Source organism: Alcanivorax xiamenensis (genome assembly GCF_009846745.1).
GTDB classification, from domain to species: domain Bacteria; phylum Pseudomonadota; class Gammaproteobacteria; order Pseudomonadales; family Alcanivoracaceae; genus Alloalcanivorax; species Alloalcanivorax xiamenensis.
Window position 1 is genome coordinate 27,064 of the sequence record NZ_AQPF01000015.1, and the last position, 22,775, is coordinate 49,838.

The following is a 22,775-nucleotide window of genomic DNA, read 5'->3' on the forward strand; positions in this document are numbered from 1 at the left end:
TTGGAACGGGCCTTTCGTCGTTTTTTCTCGAGGTGTGCGCGGGTTATTTGCGCTTCATGGACTCGAAGAATTCCAGATTGGTTTTGGTCTGTTTCATGCGATCCAGAAGGAACTCCATGGCGCCGATCTCATCCATCGGATGCAGCACTTTGCGCAGGATCCACATTTTCTGCAGCTCGTCTTCACTGACCAGACGTTCTTCACGGCGGGTGCCGGACTTCTTGATGTTGATGGCCGGGAACACGCGTTTCTCGGAGACCTTGCGGTCCAGGTGCAGTTCCATGTTGCCGGTGCCCTTGAACTCCTCGTAGATCACTTCATCCATCTTGGAGCCGGTTTCCACCAGTGCCGTGGCGAGGATGGTCAGGCTGCCGCCTTCCTCGATGTTCCGGGCGGCGCCGAAGAAGCGTTTCGGTTTTTCCAGGGCGTGGGCATCCACACCGCCGGTCAGGACCTTACCGGAGCTGGGCTGCACGGTGTTGTAGGCGCGTGCCAGACGGGTGATGGAATCCAGCAGGATGATAACGTCCTGCTTGTGCTCGACCAGACGCTTGGCTTTCTCGATCACCATTTCCGCTACCTGAACGTGGCGGGCCGGCGGCTCGTCGAAGGTGGAGGCGACAACTTCACCACGGACCGTGCGCGACATCTCCGTCACCTCTTCGGGACGCTCGTCGATCAGCAGCACGATCATGTGGGATTCGGGGTTGTTGCGGGCGATGGAGTGGGCGATGTTCTGCAGGAGCATGGTTTTACCGGCTTTCGGCGGGGCCACGATCAGGCCGCGTTGCCCTTTGCCGATCGGGGCCACCAGATCGATCACTCGGGCGGTGATGTCCTCGGTGGAGCCGTTGCCCACTTCCATGACCAGACGCTCGGTGGGGAACAGAGGCGTCAGGTTTTCAAACAGAATCTTGTTCTTGGCGTTTTCCGGTTTATCGAAGTTGATCTCGTTGACCTTGAGCATGGCGAAATAGCGCTCGCCATCCTTGGGAGGTCGGATCTTGCCGGAAATGGTATCGCCGGTGCGCAGATTGAAGCGGCGAATCTGGCTCGGTGACACATAGATGTCATCCGGTCCCGCCAGATAGGAGCCTTCGGCGGAACGTAAAAAGCCGAAGCCATCCTGAAGAATCTCCAAGACGCCGTCGCCGTAAATGTCCGAGCCGTTTTTGGCGGCTCTCTTCAGAATCGAGAAGATGACGTCTTGTTTGCGGGTACGGGCCAGGTTTTCCAGGCCCAGTTCCTTGGCGATGTCCAGGAGTTCGCCAATAGGCTTCTGCTTCAGTTCGGTCAGATTCATTGGTGTGTTGGGTGTCTAGAGAATGAATGATTGGAAAACACCTGGGGGCGGTGTTGTTTTATGAAAGTCCGATTATCGGATTCGTTGTCCCTACGATAAGGGACGTCGTTCTGGAGCGCTTAGCCGGCAAAGCCGTGGAAATCTCTAATTGATTGGTTCGTGAGGTTTCGGTGGGAAATATCGGGACATCCGGCCGGTGTACTCAGGCCCGTCGTCGAATCATGGGTAATGAAGGGATGCCCCTCCCGAAAATCACCCACCGATACCGCCCCTGACGCGAGGCCATGGGTGAATCTTAACTCAAGAACAAATGAATTAGAGATCCCCTGCTTGAGGGTGCGAAAACGCTGGTTTTGGAATGTACCACCGTGAGTCGGCGCCTGTCCAGCCCATAATCAAACGGATAGGAGATGAATTGATCATGGGCTGGCCGGGATTGACAGCGTACTACAGGGTGCTGTCCAGGAAAGCGGAGAGCTGGGATTTGGACAGCGCGCCCACCTTGGTGGCTTCGACGTCGCCGTTCTTGAACACGGTGAGTGTCGGAATGCCACGTACGCCGTATTTGCGCGGGGTATCCGGGTTCTCATCAATGTTCAGCTTGGCGATGGTCAGCTTGTCGGCGTATTCCTTGGACAGGTCCTCCAGGATCGGCGCCACCATCTTGCACGGGCCGCACCACGGTGCCCAGTAGTCCACCAGAACCGGACCGTCGGCCTTGAGGACCTTGTCCTCGAAGTCGGCGTCGGTCACGTTGATAATCTCGCCGCTCATGAATATCTCCTGCTTAAGGGTTTCGCGGGATTGATACTATCGGGCCGGCAACGCGGGATTTCAAGCGTGAGGGGCGATTACGCCGACAGCCGGACCCTATGGCGGGATCGATTGCCGGTTGCGGCGTGCCCTCGCGGCGCGGAAAATCAATCCATGGGCGCGTCGGGGACGGCCGCCGTTTCCGCAGCTTGGCAGAGAGGGAACAATTTGCGACAAGGCGAGCAACTGGCGGCCATTGATCTGGGCTCCAATAGTTTTCATATGGTGGTGGCGCGTCAGGATCAGGGAGAAGTACGCCTGCTGGAAGGTCTCTCGGAAAAAGTGCAGTTGGGCAGCGGTCTGGACAAGGAGAATCGGCTGGATGAGGAAACCCAGCAGCGGGCGCTGGAATGCCTGGCCCGGTTTGCCCAGCGGATCACCGGCGTGCGCAGGGGCAACGTCCGGGTAGTGGGGACCAATACCCTGCGCATGGCGCGTAACGCCAAGGCGTTTATCGCCCGCGCCGAGCAGGTTCTTGGCCATGACATCGAGGTGGTGGCCGGCCGTGAAGAAGCCCGGCTGATTTACCTTGGCGTGGCTCACAGTCTGGCCGCCAATGGCGGCAGCCGGCTGGTGGTGGATATTGGCGGCGGTTCCAGTGAGTTGATCATCGGTGAAGGGTTCGAGGCGGTGGAAACCGAGTCCCTGCATATGGGCTGTGTCAGTTTCCGCCAGCGCTTCTTCGCCGATGGCCGTATCACCGAGGCGGGCATGGCCCGGGCAGTCACCGCCGCCCGCCAGGAAGTACTGTCGATCGAGGCCAACTACCGGCGGATGGGCTGGACCCAGGCGGTGGGTGCCTCCGGCACCATCAAGGCCATCGCTCAGGTGTGTGAGGAAAGCGGCCTGACCGATCAGGGCATTACTCTGGAGGCGCTGGAGAAAATCGCCCGCAAGGTGGTGAAAGCCGGTTCCGCGGACGCCTTGTCCCTGAAAGGTCTTCGTGAGGATCGCAAGCCGATTTTCGCCTCCGGGCTGGCCATCCTGCTGGGGATCTTCCGGCAACTGGGCATTACCCATATGACGGTATCCGGCGGCGCCCTGCGTGAAGGGTTGCTCTACGACTTGCTGGGACGTTTTACCCATGAGGATGTCCGGGAGCGCAGCGTACAGGCGGTAATGGATCGTTACCGGGTGGAGCCGGCCCAGGCGCGTCGGGTGCACGACACCGTGCTGGCGTTGCACCAGTCGGTGGCGGAGGCGTGGTCACTGAATGATGAGGCGCTGCTGGATACCCTGCGTTGGGCGGCGTTACTGCATGAAGTGGGTCTGACCGTCTCCCACAGCCAATTCCACAAGCATGGCGCCTATATGCTTTCCAACGCCGATCTGCCCGGCTTTTCGCGCCAGGAACAGGCGGCGGTGGCGCTGCTGGTGCGCGGCCATCGCCGCAAACTGCCGCTGTCGGCCCTATCGGAATGGGACGAGGAAGAGCGGGAGCCGCTGTTGCGACTGTGCCTGCTGCTGCGTCTGGCCTGTCGTCTGCATCATGCGCGTAGTGACGAGCCGTTGCCGTCGCTAAGCCTGGTCGCCGACGGCAAGGTATTGACGCTGAGCTTCCCGCCAGGCTGGCTGGCGGAACACCCGCTGACCCAGGCGGATCTGGAGCAGGAGCAGGAGTTCTTCCAGAGCAGCGATTATCAGCTGGCAGTGACCTGAAGCGCGATCCGTGCCCCCCCCCCGCTATCCTAAATTCTGGCGGGTCTCGGGAACATGGATTCAGCGATTGCTACAAGGCCACCGTGGAGCTTGCCCCGCAAGCGAATTACGGCGGGGCATCGCAAGAGGTACGCCAGCGGGGCTGGCTCCCACACCGGGGGCGTAGCCCTATCCGCGGGAAGCTGCCGGCACACGTTCAACCGTTGCTCAGTGCTTCCAGCAAGGCCTGCTGGGCCAGGAACGGCTCCTCGTCGGCGGCCGGCGCGGCGCGTTGATAGCTGCCGTCCGCGTTCAACAGCCAGGCCTGGGTGTTGTCGCGCAGATAGAAGTGCAATCCCTCTTCCAGTATCTGTTTCTTGAGCTTGGGATCATTGACCGGGAAGCAGGTCTCCACCCGATTGAACAGATTGCGATCCATCCAGTCGGCGCTGGCGCAGTACACCAGGTCCTCGCCCGCGTGGTGGAAATGGTAAATGCGGGTGTGTTCCAGGAAGCGGCCGATGATGGAGCGCACCCGAATGTTTTCCGACAGACCGGGGATGCCCGGCCGCAGACAACAAATCCCGCGCACGATCAGATCAATCTCCACCCCCGCCTGACTGGCCCGGTACAGCGCCTGCATGATGCGTTCCTCGGTGAGGGAGTTGAACTTGGCGATGATCCGCGCCGGTTTGCCGGCACGGGCCTGCTCGGTCTCGAACTCGATCCACTCCATCAGACTGGGGTGCAGGGTGAACGGCGCATGCTTGAGCTGCTTGAGCCGCGCCGCCTTACCCATGCCGGTGAGTTCCTGAAAGATCTTGTGCACGTCCTGGCAGATACCCGGTTCGGCGGTGAGCATCCCGTAGTCGGTGTAGAACTTGGTGGTTTTAGTATGGTAATTGCCGGTACCCAGATGAGCGTAACGCTTCATGCCGTCGCCGTCCCGGCGCAGCACCAACAGCATTTTTGAGTGGGTTTTATAGCCCACCACGCCATACACCACGATGGCGCCGGCTTCCTGCAAGCGACGGGCCCCCTCGATGTTGGACTCCTCGTCGAAGCGGGCGCGCAGCTCGACCACCGCGATCACTTCCTTGCCGTTGCGGGCGGCGGTTTCCAGATGATCCAGGATTTCCGAGTTGGTGCCGGTACGGTACAGCGTTTGTTTGATCGCCAGAACCTTGGGGTCCCGCGCCGCTTCCGCCAACAGATTGACCACCGGACTGAAACTCTCGAACGGATGGTGCAGCAGGATGTCACCCTGGTCGATGGCGTCGAAAATGCTCTCGTATTTCCTCACCGGCGCCGGTACCCGGGGAGTGAAAGGCGGATAGTGCAGACGCGGCCGGTTGACGCTGGTGAACATGCGCGCCAGGTTCACCGGGCCGTTGGCTTTGTAAGCGTCTTCCGGGCCCAGTTCGAACTGTTCCAGCAGATACTCGATCAGGTGCTGGGGGCAGTTGTCGGCCACTTCCAATCGCACTTCGTCACCGTAGCGCCGGGACAGCAGCTCCCCTTTGAGCGCGCTGGCCAGATCCTCCACGTCCTCGTCCACTTCCAGATCCGCGTTCCGGGTGACGCGGAACTGATAGCAACCGGTGGCTTTCATGCCCGGAAACAGATCGCTGACATGGGCATGGATCATGGACGAAAGAAAGATGAAGTTATCGTCGCCGTTTTCGCACACTTCGTCGGGCAGCCGGATCAGACGAGGCAGTGATCGCGGCGCCGGCACGATGGCAAGCCCGGTGGAACGGCCGAAAGCGTCCTTGCCATCCAGAGGCACGATGAAATTGAGGCTCTTGTTGACCAGGCGCGGGAAAGGGTGGGCCGGATCCAGGGCAATGGGCGTGAGCACAGGATAGACCTGGTCCCGGAAATACTTCTTCACCCACTCGGCCTGGACTTCGGTCAAATGCTCGCGGCGCAGGAAATGGACGCCTTCCGCGGCCAGTGCTGGCAGCAGGATGTCCTGCAGGATGTGATACTGGCGCTGCACCGCTTCATGGGTAATGCGCGAAATTTCCGGCAATACCTCCTGGGGAAGCATGCCATCCGGTCCCGGCGTGCCGGTGCCGGTTTCCATCTGATTACGCAATCCCGCCACCCGGATCTCGAAGAACTCGTCCATATTGGAGGAGAAAATCAACAGGAAGTTGAGGCGTTCCATCAGGGGATGGCGCTCATCCATGGCCTGTTCCAGCACCCGCAGATTGAACTGCAGCAGGCTCAGTTCACGGTTGATGTAATTGTCGGGACTGCTCAAGTCCATGGACGGCGGATTGGCGTTGGCGTTCATGATGACATCCTGGGCCTGGGAGAGGCACTTATTGGATGACATTAACGTGACAAGCGAATGACAGGAAGAGGGGGAGGCAGTTAACCGTGGATAGTGGACAGTTGACAGCGAAAAGCAAAAGACATGGAGATTGCGATGAAGCCGCTGTGGGAAGCTTGCTTGCAAGCGAATCGTTTGGGGCCGAAAGCCCTTTCGTTTGCAGGCAAGCTACAGCGGCGGTTATTCAGGAGGGCTTGTTTTGCAGCCGTTGCGCCGCGCGTTTGGCGAAGTAAGTGAGGATGCCGCTGGCGCCGGCCCGCTTGAACGCCAGCAGGGACTCCATTATGACCTTGTCCTCGTCCAGCCAGCCGTTCTGGAAGGCGGCCATGTGCATGGCGTACTCGCCGCTGACCTGATAGGCGAACACCGGCACCTTGAACTCGTCCCTGACACGCCGGATTACGTCCAGGTAGGGCATGCCGGGTTTCACCATCACCACGTCCGCGCCCTCGGCCAGATCCAGTGCGATCTCATGGAGGGCTTCGTCGGAGTTGCCCGGGTCCATCTGATAGGTGTTCTTGTCCGCCTTGCCCAGGTTGCTGGCGGAGCCCACCGCGTCCCGGAACGGACCGTAGTAGGCGGAAGCGTACTTGGCGGAGTAGGCCATGATACGGGTGTGAATGTACTGATTGTCTTCCAGGGTCTGGCGAATCTCGCCGATGCGACCGTCCATCATGTCCGACGGCGCGACAAAATCGGCGCCGGCCTCGGCATGGGAGAGCGCCTGGCGAACCAGTGCCCGCACCGTTTCCTCGTTGAGCACATACCCGTCTTCGTCGAGGATGCCGTCCTGGCCGTGGATGGTGAACGGGTCAAGGGCCACGTCGGTGATCACCGCCATTTCCGGCACCGCCGCCTTGATCGCCCGGGTGCAGCGCTGGACCAGGCCGTCCGGGTTCCAGGCTTCCGCCGCGTCCAGACTTTTGGCCTCCGCCGGAGTGGACGGGAACAGTGCCATCGCCGGAACGCCCAGGGCCGCCAGTTGCTCCGCTTCGCGGCATAACAGGTCGATGCTCATGCGCTCGATACCGGGCATCGAGGCCACCGCTTCGGTGCGGTTCTCACCTTCGATGATGAACACCGGGTAGATCAGGTCGCTGGGCGTGAGCACGGATTCGCGCATCATGCGGCGGGAGAAATCGTCTTTGCGCATGCGGCGCATGCGGGTATGCGGCCAGGGTGCACGGGGAAAGGACATAGGGCGTTACCTTACTGTGGGCGTCGTGTTTGCGAGCCTCGGCTCATCAGCCCCGATGGGGGGCTTGGTAAGCCGGCCGGTGTCAGGCCCGGGGGTGCCGCTGGCCGTGACGTGGCAATCGCGAGATGATAGCGCGATGCGCGCCGGGCAGTTTACCAATGCCGGCAAGGTTGATCCATTGAGGCAGGCTATGGGACGTTGGCGACCCCGGGGTAATCCGGGTTCCAAATACATCACGCCAGAAGGCTATCAGACCATGAACCGGGAATTGCAGACCCTGTGGAAGGAAACCCGCCCTCAGGTGACGCAGGCGGTGCAGGAAGCCGCCGCCCAGGGAGACCGTTCGGAGAACGCCGAATATATCTACGGCAAGAAGCAACTGCGCGAAATTGACCGCCGGATTCGCTTTCTCAGCAAACGCCTGGACGGCATGGTGGTGGTGGACCGGCCGCCGGAGGATACCGGCAAGGTGTTCTTTGGCGCCTGGGTGGAAGTGGAGGATGAGGACGGTGAAAACCACCGTTACCGTTTGGTTGGGCCGGATGAGGCCGACGGCGGGCGTGGCTATATCAGCGTTGATGCGCCCCTGGCCCGGGCTTTGCTTGGTAAACGGGAAGACGATGAGGCCTGGGTGAGAACCCCCACCGGGGAACGTTGTCTTTACGTCAACAAAATCTGGTATCAGTTTCCGGAAGCAGCCCCATGAAAGCGGACCGAGGTTTCTGGTTTTTCGTGCGCAAATCGCTGATCGGCGGTGTCATCATTCTGCTGCCGATCTCGATCATCGCGTTCTTCTTCAAGTGGCTTTACGATGCGGTCACCAGCCTGATCGCGCCGTTCACCCGGTTCGTGGTGCACACTTTCGGGTTGCCGAAGTTCGCCGCCGACTGGGTGGTGGTGGCGGTGCTGGTGGTGTTTTGTTTCCTGGTCGGCACCCTGGTGGCGACCCGCCTGGGAAGCTGGTTGTGGCAGCGCTTCGAGGCGCGCACCATGGTCCGTCTGCCGGGCTACCGGCTGGTCAAGGAGATCATTCTTCAGGTCTTTGGCAAGGATGAGGACAGCCCTTTTCATCGGGGTGAGGTGGCCCAGATATGGCTGTACGGACGTCAGGCGGACGTCTCGGTGATGGGTTTGATAACCTCGCACCACGGCAACGGCCGGGTGACCGTGTTCGTGCCCACCGGGCCCAATCCCACCACCGGTTTTATATACCATGTGAACGAAGAGCTGGTGACCCGGCACCCGGAAGTGGGTGTCGAGCAGATGATGAAATCCGTAGTGGCCTGTGGCGCTGGTAGTGGTCAGTTGCTGCGGGGTGACGGTAACGGATCCGAAATACGAGGAGAGCAATCATGAAAGTGGCCGTATTACTGGCAGGCTGTGGCGTCTATGACGGCAGTGAAATCTATGAAACCACCATTACCTTGCTGGCCCTGGACCGGGCGGGTGTGACCTATCAATGCATCGCGCCGGACATCGACCAGGCGCATGTGATCAATCACCTCACCGGTGAGGTGGATGAAGGTGAGACCCGCAATGTGCTCAAGGAAGCGGCGCGGTTGGCGCGCGGTGAGGTGATCGAGCTGGGTCAGGCGAAAGCGGAAGACTACGACGCCCTGATCGTGCCCGGCGGCTTCGGTGTCGCCAAGAATCTGTGCGACTTCGCCTTCAAGGGGGCGGAAATGACCATCCATCCGCCGGTGAAGGACTTCATTCAGGCCGTGCACAAGGCCGGCAAGCCGGTGGGCCTGATCTGCATTTCCCCGACCATGACCGGGCTGTTATTCGGTGACGCCACCTGCACCATCGGTTCCAACACTGAAGTGGCCGCCGCCATTGAGCAGATGGGAGGGCGCCACCAGCCGTGTCCGGTGGACGACTTTGTCGTCGACGAGGAAAACCGTCTGGTGACCACGCCGGCCTACATGGAAGCCGGTAGCATCAAGGAAGCCGCCGCCGGTATCGAGAAACTGGTGGACAAGATCCTGTCCATGGCGGGTTAGCCCCGGGAGTGGCTCCCGCATTGATGCGAAGCCGCTGTGGGAAGCTTGCTTGCAAGCGAAGTTCTTCCAGTATTTTGGAAACGCCTTCGCCGGCAAGCCGGCCTCCCGCAGTGGCTTCGTCGCCATGCTGAGGGATCGGTTCTACCCCGGAAAGTGGCCGTCGAATTCCTTCAGCATCGTCACCAGCGCCTCGGTGTCCTCAGGCAGATCCTTCAGCGCTTCTTCGGCCATTGGCGCCACGTCGCACCGTGACGGCAACGGATAATCCCCGTCCAGCAAGGCCCGGAAACGGGCGATGAACACCCATTGCAGCCACTGGCTGAACACCATGGTGTCGGCGAAAAACGGCGTGACGCTGTCGAACGCCTCGGGGCCGGGCGGTTGCGTTTCCCACAGATCCAGCCGTTGTAGTTCCCGTTGCAGTTGGTCGAGCAGAGTGGTGAGACGTTGCGTTTGATCAGTCATCGAACAGAGGCAGAAGGTCGGTGAGTTCATGAAGGTTGTGGATGTAGTGATTCGGCTGATCCAGATCCGATGGCCAGGACAAGTCGATCAGGTTGGCCCACACCGCATGGAAGCCATGCTGGCGGGCCGCGTCCACATCCTCCAGCGGATGGTCGCCCACATGCACTGCCTGGGTGGCGGTGACGCCGGCGCTGTGCAGGGCGGCATGGAACATGTCCGCCTCCGGCTTGCGTTTGCCGATGCTTTCCGCTGAATGGTGGAAGGCAAAGAGATCGCGAATGCCGATTTGCTCCAGGTCGGCGTTACCGTTGCTGAGTGCCCCCAGGGTGTAGCTGTCCGCCAGGGTTTCCAGTACCTCCAGCGCGCCAGGGAAGAAACTGACCTTATTGCGTGCTTCGTGGAACACCAGAAAGGCGTCCTGGGCGATGTGGCGGGCCTCGCGTTCGGCGAATCCGGCTTCAATGAAGGCCTGGGCCATGGCGTCCCGGCGCAGCCGGGTCAGATTATTCAGATAGTCCGGCTGCTCGCCGATCAGCCGGTCGCGCACCGAGCGGATGCGCTCGGCGGTGAGCGCCGCGGACGCGTCCGGATGATGCTCGGCGATCCAGGCGCTGCAGGCGCGTTCCGCCTGACGAATCACCTCGTCCACTGGCCAGAGGGTATTATCCAGGTCGAAGGTGATCAGTTTCAGTCCAGTCATAGGGAATCGGCGAACAGCGGGTTGATCGGGGTGACGGACTTTCCACTATCCCCGATCACTCCGCCGCGATCAATCGTCTTTCTTGCGCTGGGCGCGCGGGTGGGCGTCGTCGTAGATCCGCGCCAGATGCTGGAAATCCAGATGGGTATAGACCTGGGTGGTGCTGAGATTGGCGTGGCCGAGCAACTCCTGCACCGCGCGCAGATCGCCGGAAGACTCCAGCAGATGGGTGGCGTAGGAATGGCGCAGCTTGTGGGGGTGCAGATGCTCGCCGAGGCCTCGCTTGATCGCCGCCTGACGCAGTCTTTGCTGCACCGTGGCGGGTGATACCCGCCGCCCGCGCTGGCTGACGAACAGGGCCGGCTGGTCCGCGGAGGTGAACTGGCCTCGCACCGACAGCCAGCGACGCAGGGCGGCCAGGGCCGGTTTGCCCACGGGCAGCAGGCGGGTCTTGTTGCCCTTGCCGGTGACGCGCACCTGGGCGGCTCGGACGTCGATGCTGTCCAGATCCAGGCTGATCAGCTCCGCCAGCCGCAGGCCGCAGCCATAGAGCAGTTCCATCATGGCCTGGTCGCGCCTGTCCAGGGGGGTGCCGCTGGCTTCCTCGCTGTCGAGCAGGTGCCGGGTCTGGTCGGCGTCCAGCGCTTTGGGGAGCCGTTGGCCGCTTTTCGGAGCACGGATATCCAGGGCGGGATTATCGTTGATTCGCCCTTCTCGAATCAGAAAATGAAAAAAAGTGCGCATTGTGGACAGCAAGCGCTGCAGGCTGCGGCCTCCGAGACCGTCCCGGTGCAGCCGTGCCACCAGGGCGCGGAGGTCGTGTACCGTGACACGGCGCCAGTCGAGATTGTCCAGGGCCCGCCGGGCACGTTCGAGGTCACGGCGGTAATGTTTGACGGTGTTGGCGGAAAGCCGCCGTTCGCTGCCGAGATGGCGGATAAAATCCGCCACCCAGTCCGCGTCGTCGGCGGTGGTCACGGCGTCAGGCCCGCTGCGCCTGGCGGCTGCTACCGGAACGGCTCACTTCGCTGAGGCGGCGTGCCAGGATGTCGCCCAGGTGGTTGATGAACAGGGTGTCCATGCCGCTGCGGAAGTGCATGGCGTCACGGCTGCCGATCGCCAGCAGGCCAACCGGGCCATGGAAATCCAGCGGGATCAGGGCGGCGGATTGCACTTGTTCGCCCTGCTCCTGGAACAGTGCCTTCAGTTCTTCCTGGCGGAATACGCCGCACACCGATTTGCCCGGACGCAGCATTGGCGACAGCCCGGGAGGCAAGGCGTCATCGTCGATCAGCCGCACTTGTCGGCGCAGCTCACCGAGAATCGGGATCTCCCGATCGTGCAACAGCAGGGCAACGGCGTCGCACTGGAAATCGTCCTCCAGGGTGCGCACCAGGCCCCGGAACAGTTTGTCCGGAGTGCGCGCTTCCAGCAGGGCCAGGGTCAGGCTTCGCGTCAGCTCGAACAGACGGTCATTTTCCCGTGCCACGTCAAGCAGGCCGTTCAGCCGTTCGCGCAATTCCTGATTGCGTTCGCGCAGGATCGCCGCCTGGCGTTCCAGTAAAGACACCGCCTGGCCGCGAGCGTCCGGCAGACGCAGCAACTCGAGCAGTTCCGGTCGCTGTTGGAAATAATCCGGATGCTGGCGCAGGAAAGCGGCGACCTGGTCGGCGCTGGTGGGTTTTTGCTCGCTCATGAAATCATCCCCGTGGGTTGGCTCAACGGGCTTTGTTTGGCTGCGGAATATCGATGGCGCCATCATAGACACGGCTTGCCGGGCCTGTCATCAACACGCCGCTCTGGCTGTCCTGGCCGCCATGGGGATAGTGGACCTGCAGGGCGCCGCCGAGCAGGTGCACGGTGACGGTATCATCGAGCAGGCCGCGGCGCTGGCCGCACAACACCGCGGCGCAGGCGCCGGAGCCGCAGGCCAGGGTTTCACCGGCGCCGCGTTCATAGACCCGCAGCCGGATCTCGCTGCGACTGATCACCTGCATGAAGCCCACATTGACCCGCTCGGGAAATTGCTCGTGGCTTTCCAGCAACGGCCCGACGGTGTCCACCGGGGCGTTGTCCACATTTTCCACCAACAGGACGCAATGGGGATTGCCCAGTCCCACGGCGGAGACTTCATAGCCGTTGTTACCGGCTACCAGGAAATAGCTGTCCGCTTCCGCCTTGGCGGTGAAGGGAATGGCTCGCGGAGCCCAGCGCGGCGCGCCCATGTCCACGGTCACCAGGCCATCGTCGGTGACCCGCAAGGTCATTTCGCCGGCGGCGGTCTCCACGCGGATTTCGTGTTTGTCGGTGAGTTCCTCGTCACGGACGAAACGCGCGAAGCAGCGGGCGCCGTTGCCGCACTGGCTCACTTCGGAACCATCGCTGTTGAAAATACGGTAGCGGAAGTCAACGCCTTCTTTGCGGGCCGGTTGCACCACCAGCATCTGATCGAAACCGATACCGAAATGCCGGTCGCCCAGACGTTGCAACTCTTCCGTCGGTAGCGGCGGGCCGTTTTCCGGCAAAGGCTGGCGCACGCCGTCCACGACCACGAAGTCGTTACCAAGCCCGTGCATTTTGGTGAATTTCAGTCGCATGCGACGCATCCGCGCGGATAACGAAAACCACCATTGTACGGGGATTTTCCAGGGAGCAGTAGGGTGGGAAGGGGACGCGCCAGACGCTTGGCGCCGGACGCCTTGGAACATGGGGCCCTGAAACACTGGGGATATAATTGGCGCTTTCAGGTCTTGCCGGGGCGGTGGGGCCGGTTTTTCATCTCTGGCGTCTGGCGTCTGGCGTCTGGTCTTATTCCAGCAGGGCGGCGCAAATCTTCAACGCGGTTTCCGTCACTGCGTCCACCGGCTGGGCGTAGCCGGTGGCCATCCAATACAGCGCGATATGAATGAAGCCGCCCTGGATGCCGGCCTGAAGCATGGGGTCGAAGGTCTGACCGGGCCGGGCCAGGGCCTGGGTCATGTTCTGAATGCCGGCTCGCAGAGCGTCGTTGATGGCCCGGTCCACCGCCGGGCTGATGCCGCGAATATCGATCAGCAACAGCCGGGCCACGTTCGGCTTGTCCTTCAGCTCCTGGAAATAGGAGCGCAGCATGGCGCGGCAGCGGGCCAGCGGGTCGCCCCCCGCGGCCTCGGCGGCGGCCATGTTGTGCTCGCGCAGGCGTCGGGTGGCCTGCTCGTAACAGGCGATCAGCAATTCATCGCTGTGGCCGAAGGACTCATAGAAATAGCGCTGGGTCAGGCCGGCGGCGTCGCACACCTGTTTGACGCTGGAATGCCGGTAGCCGTTGTGGCCATAGACCTCGGTCGCGGCGTCGATCAACTGCTGGCGGCGCTGCGCGCGCCGTTCCCGTGCGGCGGTGCCCCGGTACGGTCGCTTGCTTGTGGTTTCTGTGGCCATGGGCTTTCTGAAAATCAGCGTTGTCAAATTGTAAGTGACAATATAAATTGTCATTCATGCCCGCCAGCGGAGAGCCCGTGGCCGTTGAGGCGCGGGAGTCCGTCCTGATGCGTGGCGCAGAGGATATCAGCATGAATAAACAACAAGAACAATTCCAACCCCTTCCCCTGGATGTCCTGATCATCGGCGCGGGACTGTCCGGCATCGGCGCGGCCCGGGCCTTGAGCGACAAGTGTCCGGACAAGCGGTATCTGATCCTGGAGCGGCGGGAGGCCATTGGCGGGACCTGGGATCTGTTCCGCTATCCCGGGATCCGATCGGACTCGGACATGTACACCCTGGGCTACAGCTACAAACCCTGGACCGGCCGCAAGGCGATCGCCGACGGGCCGGACATCAAGCGCTATATCGAGGAAATCGCTGAAGAGTCCGGAGCCATTCACAACATTCGCTTCCGCCATCAGGTGGTGTCGGCCAGTTGGTCCACTGACGACGCGCTGTGGACAGTGGAGGTCAGGATTACCGGCGAGGACGGAACGACGCGGGAGGAACGCATCCGGACCCGCTTCATCGCCTCCTGCTCCGGCTACTACAGTTACGATGAGGGCTACCGGCCGGAGTTTCCCGGTGAGTCGGACTTTAACGGCCAGATCATTCATCCGCAGTTCTGGCCGGAGCAACTGGACTGCCAGGGCAAGCGAATCGTCGTCATCGGCAGCGGCGCCACCGCCGTTACGCTGGTGCCGGCGCTGGCCGAGCAGGGCGCGCGGGTCACCATGCTGCAGCGCTCCCCCAGCTATATCTTCGCCCGCCCCCTGGTGGACCGGCTTGCCCACGCCCTGCAGCGTTGGTTGCCGCTGCCGCTGGCGTATCGTCTGACCCGCTGGAAGAACGTGTTGCTCGGCCAGCGCTTCTTCCGCAATGCCCGCACCCGGCCCGGCCCCACCCGGGACTACCTGCTGCATCTGGCGCAGCGTCAGGTCGGCTCGGAAGTGGACATGAAACACTTCTCACCAGACTACCGTCCCTGGGATCAGCGTGTTTGCGCGGTACCCGACGGTGACCTGTTCCATATGCTGCGCTCCCGCCGGGTGAACATCGTCACCGACACCATCGACCGCTTCACGCCGGGCGGTATCCGGCTTGCTTCCGGCCAGGAGTTGGAGGCGGACATCATCGTTACCGCCACCGGTTTGAAGTTGAACGCCCTGGGCGATGTGCGGCTGGAAGTGGATGGCAAGGTGACGGCGGCGGCCGACTGCATGGCTTACAAAGGCATGATGCTCAGTGACGTGCCGAACCTGATGCTGACTTTCGGCTATACCAATGCATCCTGGACGTTGAAGGCCGAGCTGACGTGCAACTATATGACCCGCCTGCTGCGCCATATGGACAAGAAGGGCGTCCGGATAGCGGTGGCGCGGCGCGATCCGACCGTCAAGGCGTTGCCCTTTCTCGACTTCAGTTCCGGTTATGTCCAGCGCGGCGTGGACGTCATGCCGCAACAGGGCGATCGGGATTGCTGGCGCGTGCATCAGAATTATCTGAAAGACAAATATATGATCCAGTACGGCAGACTGGATGACGGCGTGCTGCGGTTCCAATGACCGCGATAAGAGCAAGGAACCGGATATGAAGATCGAGGGGAAGGTCGCGGTGCTGACCGGAGCGGGTAGCGGCATAGGCCGCGCGCTGGCTCTGGCGTTGGCGGATCGGGGTTGCCACCTGGCGCTGGCGGATATCAATGCGGACAGTCTTGAGGACATCGCCAGTCAGGCACGGGAGCGCGGTGTCACGGTGACGGCGCATCCTCTGGATGTGGCGGACCGGACCGCCGTCGCGGTGCTGCCGGAGCAGGTGGTGGCCGCGCACGGTCAGGTCGATCTGCTGATCAACAACGCCGGTGTGGCGCTCGGCGGCCATTTCGAACAGGTGTCGGTGGAAAATTTCGACTGGCTGATGGCGATCAACTTCGATGCGGTGGTGTGCATGACCCGGGCTTTCCTGCCTCTGCTGCGGCAGCGGCCGGCGGCCAGGATCGTCAATGTGTCCAGCCTGTTCGGTTTGATCAGCCCGGCCGGACAGACCGCCTACTGTGCCAGTAAATTCGCGGTGAGGGGGTTTTCCAATGCGCTGCGTCTGGAATTGAACGGCGGCCCCGTCGGTGTAACGGTGGTGCACCCCGGTGGTATCGCCACCGCCATTGCCGACAGCGCCAGGGTGCCGGAAGAGATCACTGAACGGGAGCGGACGATCCGGCGGGAGCGCGCCCGCAAGCTGCTGCGCATGCTGCCCTCGAAAGCGGCGCGAATCATCGTCAACGGCATTCTCAAGGACAAAGCCCGGGTGATCGTCGGCAATGACGCGCTTGTCCTGTCCTGGCTGGAGCGTTTGATGCCGGTGAGTTACTGGCGGTTGATTCCGGGACTGAGTGGCTGAGGAACCTCATGCCGGACTGGAACCGGCCTCTCTCCATATACTAAGTGGTGCTCCCCCAGAGGGGATTCCGGGGCTCGCCCCGGGGTGACGGGGCGGTTGCCAGAAACGCCCAGGAAAAAAGGAAACGGATATGGGATACCTGCTGAGTGGCGTGTTGATCCTGGTGCTGCTGATCGCGTTGGGACTTTTCGTGTTTACCGTGATGACAGTGCGCAAAGTACGGTTCGGCTTGCCGCCGGAGGGTCGTTTCATCACGGTCATGGGCAACCGCATTCACTACATCGAGCAAGGCAGTGGACCGGAAACCCTGTTGCTGATCCATGGGCTGAGCGGGGTTTCCCAGCACTTCTCCTACAAAGTGCTGGGAGAGCTGGCCAAGGACTACCGGGTGGTGGCCATTGACCGTCCTGGCAGCGGTTATTCGGAGCGCGCGGCGCGCTCTTCCGCGTCCCTGGTGGTTCAGGCCGATGTGGTGGCTGGTGTCATCGACGCCTTGCAACTGGGTAAGCCGATGCTGGTGGGGCACTCGCTGGGCGGAGCCCTGTCGCTGGCCACCGCGTTGCGGCATCCGGACAAGGTGCGGGGGCTGGCACTGATCGCGCCGTTGACCCATATGCCCGCCGCGGGGCCCTCCAAGGCGTTTGCCGCCCTGGGCATACGCCCGTCCTGGTTGCGCCAATTGGTGGCCTGGACCTTGATGGTGCCGATGGCCATGCGTTATCGCGAAAAGGTGCTGGATATCGTGTTCGGGCCGGAAACGGTGCCGGACGACTATGCCATACGCGGCGGTGGAGCGCTCGGCCTGAGACCCAGCCATTTCATCGCGGCGTCACAGGATTTGCTGGCACTGGATGGCGTGGTGCCGGCGCTGCAGCAGCGCTACGCTGATCTGCAAGTGCCGGTGCGGATTCTCTATGGTCGTGGCGACCGCATTCTCGATCCCCGGGAGCAGGGGCAGGGGATGGTGGACCGATTCCCGGACAGAGTGGAGCTGGAACTCATCGAAGGCGGCCACATGTTGCCGCTGACCCAGCCGGATGTGACCACGGATTTCATCCAGCGCAGCATGCGGGCCTTGCCGCCGGTCTGAGGCCGGGAAAGCCGGGGTGGTCCGAAGATAGGCGCATTGGTTGCTCCCCGCGTACAATGCCGGTTTACCGCCTCGGGATCCGCCATGCTCAGTTACCGTCACAGTTATCACGCCGGCAGTTTCGCCGATGTCCTCAAGCATCTGGTGGAAGTGGCGATCCTCGATTATCTGCGGCTCAAACCCAAGCCGTTCACGGTGCACGATACCCACGGCGGCGCCGGGCGCTATGCCATTGACGATGCGCACATGCAAAAAACCGGCGAGTATGTGGACGGTATCGCCCGTCTGTTCGGTATGCGTACCGGCGTGGCGGCGGTGGACCGTTATCTGTCGGTGGTGGCGCAACTCAATCCGGTGGGGCGTCTGAGCCATTACCCCGGATCCCCCCTGATTGCCGCCCACCTGCTGCGTGAGCAGGACCGCCTGCAATGTACGGAACTGCACGGCACCGACTTTGAACTACTGCGGCGGGAGTTCGCTGGAGACAGAAGAGTGCGGGTGGAGAAACAGGATGCCTGGCAGGGCATGAAGGCGTTGCTGCCGCCAACACACCGTCGTGGATTGGTCCTGATCGATCCGTCCTACGAACTGGAAGCGGATTACACCCAGGTGGTGGAAGCGGTGCGTCTGGCGCTGCGCAAATTCGCCACCGCCACCTACGCGATCTGGTATCCGGTGTTGGAGCGCAACCGTACCGAGCGCTTCGTGCGTCGGTTCGTGGAGGCGGACATGCCGAATCTGTTGCGGGTGGAATGCTGTGTCCGCGCCGACGCCAGTGGACGTGGCATGACCGGCTCCGGAATGCTGGTGGTCAATCCGCCTTATACCCTGGCCGGTAACATGGAGCAGGTGATGCCGGTGTTGCAGGCGGCGCTGGGGGATGGTCACGGCCACCATCGGGTGGCGCGGCTTACTGGAGAGTGAGCGAGCAGCGGTATCGAGACGCGTGGGCCGGCTGATTCGCTGCCAAGGCAGCTTCCCACAGAGAGGGCTACGAAGCCGCCGTGGGAAGCTGCCTTGGCAGCGAATCAGCGCAGGCGGTCTGTTCCTCAACGGTGTGGAACAGTAATGGACCGCTGACCGCGATGCCTGGCGTCCGTAGTCTCTTCAGGGCAGCAGCGTTTCCAGCTTGAGCTGATCCTCGATGGTTTCCCGCTGACGCACCACGAAGGCCTGATCGCCATCCACCAGAATCTCCGCGGGCCGGCCACGGCTGTTGTAGTTGCTGGCCATGGCGAAACCGTAGGCGCCGGCGGAGCGCACCGCCAGCAGATCGCCGGCTTCCAGCGCCAGGGCTCGGTCCTTGCCGAGGAAGTCGCCGGTTTCGCACACCGGACCGACGATATCCCAGTCCCTGCAATCCGCCTCGTGCGGCGTCACCGGCACGATGTCCTGCCAGGCGGAGTAGAGACTGGGGCGGATCAGATCGTTCATGGCGCCGTCGACGATGGCGAAGTTGCGATGCTCGGTGGGCTTCAGGAACAGCACCTGGGTCAGAAACACGCCGGCATTGGCGGCGATGGCGCGGCCCGGTTCGATGTGCACCGGCAATTCGCCGGGAATATGCCGCAGCAGAGCGGCCACGTAGTCCTCATGGGCCGGTGGCGTCTCATCGTTGTAGGTGACACCGAGACCGCCGCCCAGATCCAGATGATGGATCTCGATGCCCAGTTCCTGCAGTTCGGTCAGCAATGCCAGCACCCGCTCCAGTGCGTCCTCGAACGGCTCCAGACGGGTCAACTGGCTGCCGATGTGGCAGTCGATGCCGAGAATCCGGATGTGCGGCAGTTCCGCCGCCCGCTGATACAGCGCCGGCGCCTTGCGGATATCGACGCCGAATTTGTTTTCCTTGAGGCCGGTCGAGATATACGGATGGGTCTGGGCGTCGACGTCCGGATTGACACGGATGGCGATGGGCGCTTGCTGGCCCAGTTCGCCGGCCACCAGGTTGAGCAGTTCCAGTTCCGCCGCCGATTCCACGTTGAAACAGTGAATGCCGACCTGCAGGGCCCGGGCCATCTCGTCGGCGGTCTTGCCGACGCCGGAGAAAACGATCTTGTCCGGATCACCGCCAGCGCGCAGCACCCGCTCCAACTCGCCGCCGGAAACGATGTCGAACCCGGCGCCGCAGCGGGCCAGTACATTGAGCACCGCCACGTTGCTGTTGGCCTTCACCGCGTAGCAAACCTGATGGGGGTGATCGCCAAAGGCGTCATCGAAGGCGCGGTAGTGTGTTTCCAGGGCCGCCCGGGAATACACATACAGCGGGGTGCCAAAGCGTTCGGCCAGCAATGCCAGAGGCAGTTCCTCGACGTACAGGGTGCCGTCGCGGTAGGGAAAGTGATCCATGGGGCTCATCCTGTTAATGCGGGTCCTGGTCCGAATCGTCGTCTTGGTCCTCGGCCGGCGCCTGTTCCGGCGTCGACGGTTGATCCTGGGGTTGGGGCGGCGGGGCCGGCTCGGCGAAGTAGAGCGGGCCTTTCTGGCCGCAACCGCTCAACAGCACCAGCACCAACAGGCTCAATGCACGCATGAAAGGCTCCGGGATACAGCGTTGAATGCGGCGAGTATAGCGGTTTCCAGGGGGCGGTTAATACCGTGGCGGCCGGGTTTCTGGTGATTGGCTGCGCGCGGCGGGCGACGAAGGGCATCGATGGACTTGCCAAAAAACACCACTGGCCTAATATCAGAGAACAACAACCCTGCGGCGTTCCCATCGGAACGCCGTTTTTATAGTGGCCGCTGTCCATGGCGGTCATTTCCGGACGGTCACCGGGGTGATGTGAAAAGTCGTTGCCGGTGATGTTTTGCCCGCGCTCCGCGAGAGGGGCGCTTCCACAGGAGTATGAACATGTTGCCGCCACCCATTACGGTGTCGCGATTGGATGTCAGCCGTATCGAACCGCTGCTGGACGACCTGGATGATGACCAGGTACTGGGATTGGAAGACGAACTGCTACGGGCCACGGTGGTGGACCCTCGCAGCATGCCGGCGGATGTGGTGACGATGAACTCCCGGGTCCGCTGCCGCGAGGAAAACAGCGGCCGGGAGTGGTCGGTGACACTGGTGTACCCGCAAGACGCGGGTAAGCCAGACACGGTGTCGGTATTGGCGCCGGTGGGCGCGGCCTTGCTGGGATTGTCCAAGGGGCAGAGCATCGACTGGCCGGGCCGTAACGGCCGCACCCTGCGTATCGTCATCCTTGAAGTGGAGTACCAGCCGGAAGCCGCCGGCGACTACGATCTGTGATCGCGCCGGGCCTGCGCCCGGCGTTGCCGACCCTGCCGTTTTCATTACCTGGAGAGATAGCCGCCATGAGCCTGGATAGCGTGCGCGCGTTTTTCACCGAAAAAGCACCGGAGATTCGCATCATCGAGCTGGACACCAGCACCGCCACGGTGGCGCTGGCCGCCCGGGCACACGGTGTCGAGCCCGGACAGATCGCCAAAACGCTGGCGTTCCGGGTCGGTGAGCGGGAAGTCCTGGTGGTGGCCCGCGGCGACGCCCGTATCGATAACCGCAAAATGCGCGCGGTATTCGAGGGCAAAGCGAAAATGCTCGACGCGGAGACCGTCTTGGCGCTCACCGGCCACCCGGTGGGCGGCGTCTGTCCTTTCGGGCTGGCCACGCCGCTGCCGGTGTATTGTGACCAATCCCTGCGCGTCTACGACGAAGTGATTCCCGCCGCTGGTGCCACCCACAGCGCGGTGCGCATCGCGCCGCGGCGGCTGGTGGAACTGGTGGAAGGCGAGTGGGTGGACGTCTGTCAATTGCCGGAACCCGCCAACGGGGAGTGATTGCGCCATCGGTCCTGGGGGAGATTTGCGATGAGAATGCTTATTATTTATTCTCTGCGCTTCACCTCTTCCTTCGGACACCGGCATGGCACAGGGCAAAGTGGCCGGCACTCGGCTGCGTAAACAGCTGGGCACCCTCTATGTGGACCATCACGGCTGGCTGTCGTCCTGGTTACAGGCCCGCCTGGGTTGCTCCCATACCGCCGCGGACCTGGCTCAGGATACCTATGTGCGTTTGCTGGTGCGGGGCTATCTGCCCGAGCCGGAGCAATCCCGCCGTCACCTGAGGCGGATCGCCAGTGGCTTGATGGTCGATCTCCATCGCCGCCGTCGTATCGAAGCCGCCTACCGGGACGCGCTGCACGCCCTGCCTGAGCCGGAAGTGCCGTCGGAGGAAACCCGGGCCGAGGTGATCGATACTCTCGTGCGCATTGATGCTCTGCTGCATAAGTTGCCGGCCAAGCCCCGGCGAGCCTTTCTCCTGTCTCGCCTGGATGGCCTGTCCTATCCGCAAATCGCGCAACGGCTCGAGGTTTCCGTGTCCTCGGTGGAGAAATACATTGCCCGGGCGCTGGAGGTCTGTTTCATCGCCGCGTTGGAGTCGCGGCCGTGACCGCCCGAGTGGATCCGCTGGTGGTGCGGGAGGCTGGCCGTTGGCTGGCCCGTTTGGGCAGCGAGGATGTCACCGAGGCGGATCATCAGGCCTGTGACCGCTGGCGGCGGGCGGACCCTCATCATGAATGGGTCTGGCAGCAGATGACCGCTTTGCAGAACGCCTTCCTGTCCCTGCCGTCCCATGCCTCCCGCAGTGATTTGCTGGAGCGGCGGGGGACGCTGTCCCGGCGCCAACTGCTCGGCTGGGGCGCGGTGACGCTGTTGTCCGGGGCGCTGGGCTACGGTGGCGTGCGCTCGGGACTGTGGCAGCGGCAATGGGCCGATTACGCTTCGGGGGTGGGGGAGACCCGGGTCGTGGTGCTGGCCGACGGTACCCGCCTGGTGCTGAACACCGATAGCGCCGTTGACGTGCGCTTCAATGAAACCACGCGGGATCTTCTGCTGCGCCGTGGAGAAGTCCTGATAACCACCGGCGCCAGCGAAGCTCGCCCGTTTCGCGTGCACGCCGGCAGCGGTGTCATCCGCCCTCTGGGTACCCGCTTTTCCGTGCGCCTTATGGGGAGAGCGACGCACGTGGGCGTGTTCGAAGGTTTGGTGGAATGGCGGCAAAGCGGTGCTGATCCGGTGGTTCTGCCCGCGGGGCGGCAAGCGACCTTTGCAGCGGACGGTATTGCCCCGGTGTCCACGCTGCCGGCGGGCGCGGCGGAATGGGAGCACGGCCGGCTGATTGCCGAGCGCATGACGGTGGCCGGGTTTTCGGCGGAACTGGCCCGTTATCGCCATGGGCTGGTGGACTGTGAACCCGAGGTGGCGGCGCTGCGGGTTACCGGTGTCTTTCCGCTCACTGACACGGATCAGGCATTGGCGGCACTGGCCCGGGCGCTGCCGGTGAAGGTGACGTACTACACCCCATTCTGGGTGCGCATCGAAAAAAAACATTGAGGGGGTGGCGAGG

General features: G+C 62.5%; 24 protein-coding genes. 12 read left to right on the forward strand and 12 right to left on the reverse strand.

What is annotated here, in order from left to right:
• Positions 1-43 precede the first annotated feature (43 nt).
• Both rho and trxA read right to left on the reverse strand, forming a co-directional pair.
• Positions 44-1,303, reverse strand: a complete 1,260-nt coding sequence (gene rho, locus A6D6_RS11095; RefSeq protein ID WP_133490061.1) for a transcription termination factor Rho — start codon at positions 1,301-1,303, stop codon at positions 44-46.
• Positions 1,304-1,750: 447 nt separating this feature from the next.
• Complete coding sequence (trxA, locus tag A6D6_RS11100; RefSeq protein WP_014996354.1) at positions 1,751-2,077, reverse strand: thioredoxin TrxA; 327 nt, start codon at positions 2,075-2,077, stop codon at positions 1,751-1,753.
• A 207-nt stretch (positions 2,078-2,284) separates the two neighbouring features.
• On the opposite strand from trxA, the gene ppx reads away from it, so the two are divergent.
• Entirely contained in the window at positions 2,285-3,775 is a 1,491-nt protein-coding gene (gene ppx / locus A6D6_RS11105) for an exopolyphosphatase (RefSeq protein ID WP_133490062.1), read from the forward strand.
• Between the two features lie 196 nt (positions 3,776-3,971).
• Here the strand turns inward: ppx and ppk1 are convergent, their stop codons facing one another.
• The gene (gene ppk1, locus A6D6_RS11110; RefSeq protein ID WP_159660769.1) at positions 3,972-6,056 is read right to left on the reverse strand and encodes a polyphosphate kinase 1; all 2,085 of its coding nucleotides are present in this window, start codon (positions 6,054-6,056) and stop codon (positions 3,972-3,974) included.
• Between the two features lie 223 nt (positions 6,057-6,279).
• Entirely contained in the window at positions 6,280-7,293 is a 1,014-nt protein-coding gene (hemB, locus tag A6D6_RS11115) for a porphobilinogen synthase (RefSeq protein WP_159660770.1), read from the reverse strand.
• 190 nt (positions 7,294-7,483) lie between these two features.
• On the opposite strand from hemB, the gene greB reads away from it, so the two are divergent.
• The 3 genes from greB to elbB are packed head-to-tail and all read left to right on the forward strand — an operon-like array spanning position 7,484 to position 9,296.
• Positions 7,484-7,999, forward strand: a complete 516-nt coding sequence (greB, locus tag A6D6_RS11120) for a transcription elongation factor GreB (protein WP_159660771.1) — start codon at positions 7,484-7,486, stop codon at positions 7,997-7,999.
• Positions 7,996-8,649 carry a DUF502 domain-containing protein gene (locus tag A6D6_RS11125; protein WP_133490066.1) on the forward strand — a complete coding sequence of 218 codons (654 nt, stop codon included), beginning with the start codon at positions 7,996-7,998 and terminating at the stop codon, positions 8,647-8,649. Before greB ends, A6D6_RS11125 begins: the two co-directional genes overlap by 4 nt.
• The gene (elbB, locus tag A6D6_RS11130) at positions 8,646-9,296 is read left to right on the forward strand and encodes an isoprenoid biosynthesis glyoxalase ElbB (RefSeq protein ID WP_133490067.1); all 651 of its coding nucleotides are present in this window, start codon (positions 8,646-8,648) and stop codon (positions 9,294-9,296) included. The genes A6D6_RS11125 and elbB overlap by 4 nt, the downstream gene beginning before the upstream one ends.
• Before the next feature lie 141 nt (positions 9,297-9,437).
• Here the strand turns inward: elbB and A6D6_RS11135 are convergent, their stop codons facing one another.
• The 6 genes from A6D6_RS11135 to A6D6_RS11160 all read right to left on the reverse strand — a co-directional run bounded on the left by A6D6_RS11135 (position 9,438) and on the right by A6D6_RS11160 (position 13,878).
• Positions 9,438-9,761 carry a YqcC family protein gene (locus tag A6D6_RS11135; RefSeq protein ID WP_133490068.1) on the reverse strand — a complete coding sequence of 108 codons (324 nt, stop codon included), beginning with the start codon at positions 9,759-9,761 and terminating at the stop codon, positions 9,438-9,440.
• Positions 9,754-10,461 (reverse strand): HAD family hydrolase, encoded by a 708-nt coding sequence (locus A6D6_RS11140; protein ID WP_133490069.1) that lies wholly within the window; start codon positions 10,459-10,461, stop codon positions 9,754-9,756. Before A6D6_RS11140 ends, A6D6_RS11135 begins: the two co-directional genes overlap by 8 nt.
• 69 nt (positions 10,462-10,530) lie before the next feature.
• Complete coding sequence (gene xerC, locus A6D6_RS11145) at positions 10,531-11,439, reverse strand: tyrosine recombinase XerC (protein WP_133490070.1); 909 nt, start codon at positions 11,437-11,439, stop codon at positions 10,531-10,533.
• A 4-nt stretch (positions 11,440-11,443) separates the two neighbouring features.
• Complete coding sequence (locus A6D6_RS11150; RefSeq protein ID WP_133490071.1) at positions 11,444-12,157, reverse strand: DUF484 family protein; 714 nt, start codon at positions 12,155-12,157, stop codon at positions 11,444-11,446.
• A 22-nt stretch (positions 12,158-12,179) separates the two neighbouring features.
• Positions 12,180-13,058, reverse strand: a complete 879-nt coding sequence (dapF, locus tag A6D6_RS11155; RefSeq protein WP_133490072.1) for a diaminopimelate epimerase — start codon at positions 13,056-13,058, stop codon at positions 12,180-12,182.
• A gap of 211 nt (positions 13,059-13,269) precedes the next feature.
• Complete coding sequence (locus A6D6_RS11160) at positions 13,270-13,878, reverse strand: TetR/AcrR family transcriptional regulator (RefSeq protein WP_201303769.1); 609 nt, start codon at positions 13,876-13,878, stop codon at positions 13,270-13,272.
• A gap of 131 nt (positions 13,879-14,009) precedes the next feature.
• Here A6D6_RS11160 and A6D6_RS11165 point away from each other — a divergent pair, with 131 nt between their 5' ends.
• The 4 genes from A6D6_RS11165 (at position 14,010) to A6D6_RS11180 (ending at position 18,331) form a co-directional block, all read left to right on the forward strand.
• Positions 14,010-15,485 (forward strand): flavin-containing monooxygenase, encoded by a 1,476-nt coding sequence (locus tag A6D6_RS11165; RefSeq protein ID WP_159660773.1) that lies wholly within the window; start codon positions 14,010-14,012, stop codon positions 15,483-15,485.
• 25 nt (positions 15,486-15,510) lie between these two features.
• Positions 15,511-16,317, forward strand: coding sequence for an SDR family NAD(P)-dependent oxidoreductase (locus A6D6_RS11170; protein WP_159660774.1), 807 nt, complete (start codon positions 15,511-15,513; stop codon positions 16,315-16,317).
• A 130-nt stretch (positions 16,318-16,447) separates the two neighbouring features.
• On the forward strand, positions 16,448-17,407 hold the full coding sequence (locus A6D6_RS11175) for an alpha/beta fold hydrolase (protein ID WP_159660775.1): 960 nt from the start codon (positions 16,448-16,450) through the stop codon (positions 17,405-17,407).
• Positions 17,408-17,491: 84 nt separating this feature from the next.
• Positions 17,492-18,331 carry a 23S rRNA (adenine(2030)-N(6))-methyltransferase RlmJ gene (locus A6D6_RS11180; RefSeq protein ID WP_133490077.1) on the forward strand — a complete coding sequence of 280 codons (840 nt, stop codon included), beginning with the start codon at positions 17,492-17,494 and terminating at the stop codon, positions 18,329-18,331.
• 183 nt (positions 18,332-18,514) lie between these two features.
• Here A6D6_RS11180 and lysA read toward each other — a convergent pair whose 3' ends face one another.
• Positions 18,515-19,756, reverse strand: a complete 1,242-nt coding sequence (gene lysA / locus A6D6_RS11185; protein ID WP_159660776.1) for a diaminopimelate decarboxylase — start codon at positions 19,754-19,756, stop codon at positions 18,515-18,517.
• A gap of 13 nt (positions 19,757-19,769) precedes the next feature.
• A complete protein-coding gene (gene lptM, locus A6D6_RS11190) occupies positions 19,770-19,940 on the reverse strand; it encodes an LPS translocon maturation chaperone LptM (protein WP_133490079.1) in 171 nt (56 codons plus the stop codon).
• 318 nt (positions 19,941-20,258) lie between these two features.
• Here lptM and rnk point away from each other — a divergent pair, with 318 nt between their 5' ends.
• The 4 genes from rnk to A6D6_RS11210 all read left to right on the forward strand — a co-directional run bounded on the left by rnk (position 20,259) and on the right by A6D6_RS11210 (position 22,762).
• Positions 20,259-20,657 carry a nucleoside diphosphate kinase regulator gene (rnk, locus tag A6D6_RS11195; RefSeq protein WP_133490080.1) on the forward strand — a complete coding sequence of 133 codons (399 nt, stop codon included), beginning with the start codon at positions 20,259-20,261 and terminating at the stop codon, positions 20,655-20,657.
• Between the two features lie 65 nt (positions 20,658-20,722).
• Positions 20,723-21,205, forward strand: coding sequence for a YbaK/EbsC family protein (locus A6D6_RS11200; protein WP_133490081.1), 483 nt, complete (start codon positions 20,723-20,725; stop codon positions 21,203-21,205).
• Positions 21,206-21,290: 85 nt separating this feature from the next.
• Positions 21,291-21,818 carry a sigma-70 family RNA polymerase sigma factor gene (locus A6D6_RS11205; RefSeq protein WP_159660777.1) on the forward strand — a complete coding sequence of 176 codons (528 nt, stop codon included), beginning with the start codon at positions 21,291-21,293 and terminating at the stop codon, positions 21,816-21,818.
• Complete coding sequence (locus A6D6_RS11210; protein WP_233925490.1) at positions 21,815-22,762, forward strand: FecR domain-containing protein; 948 nt, start codon at positions 21,815-21,817, stop codon at positions 22,760-22,762. Before A6D6_RS11205 ends, A6D6_RS11210 begins: the two co-directional genes overlap by 4 nt.
• Positions 22,763-22,775: the final 13 nt, after the last annotated feature.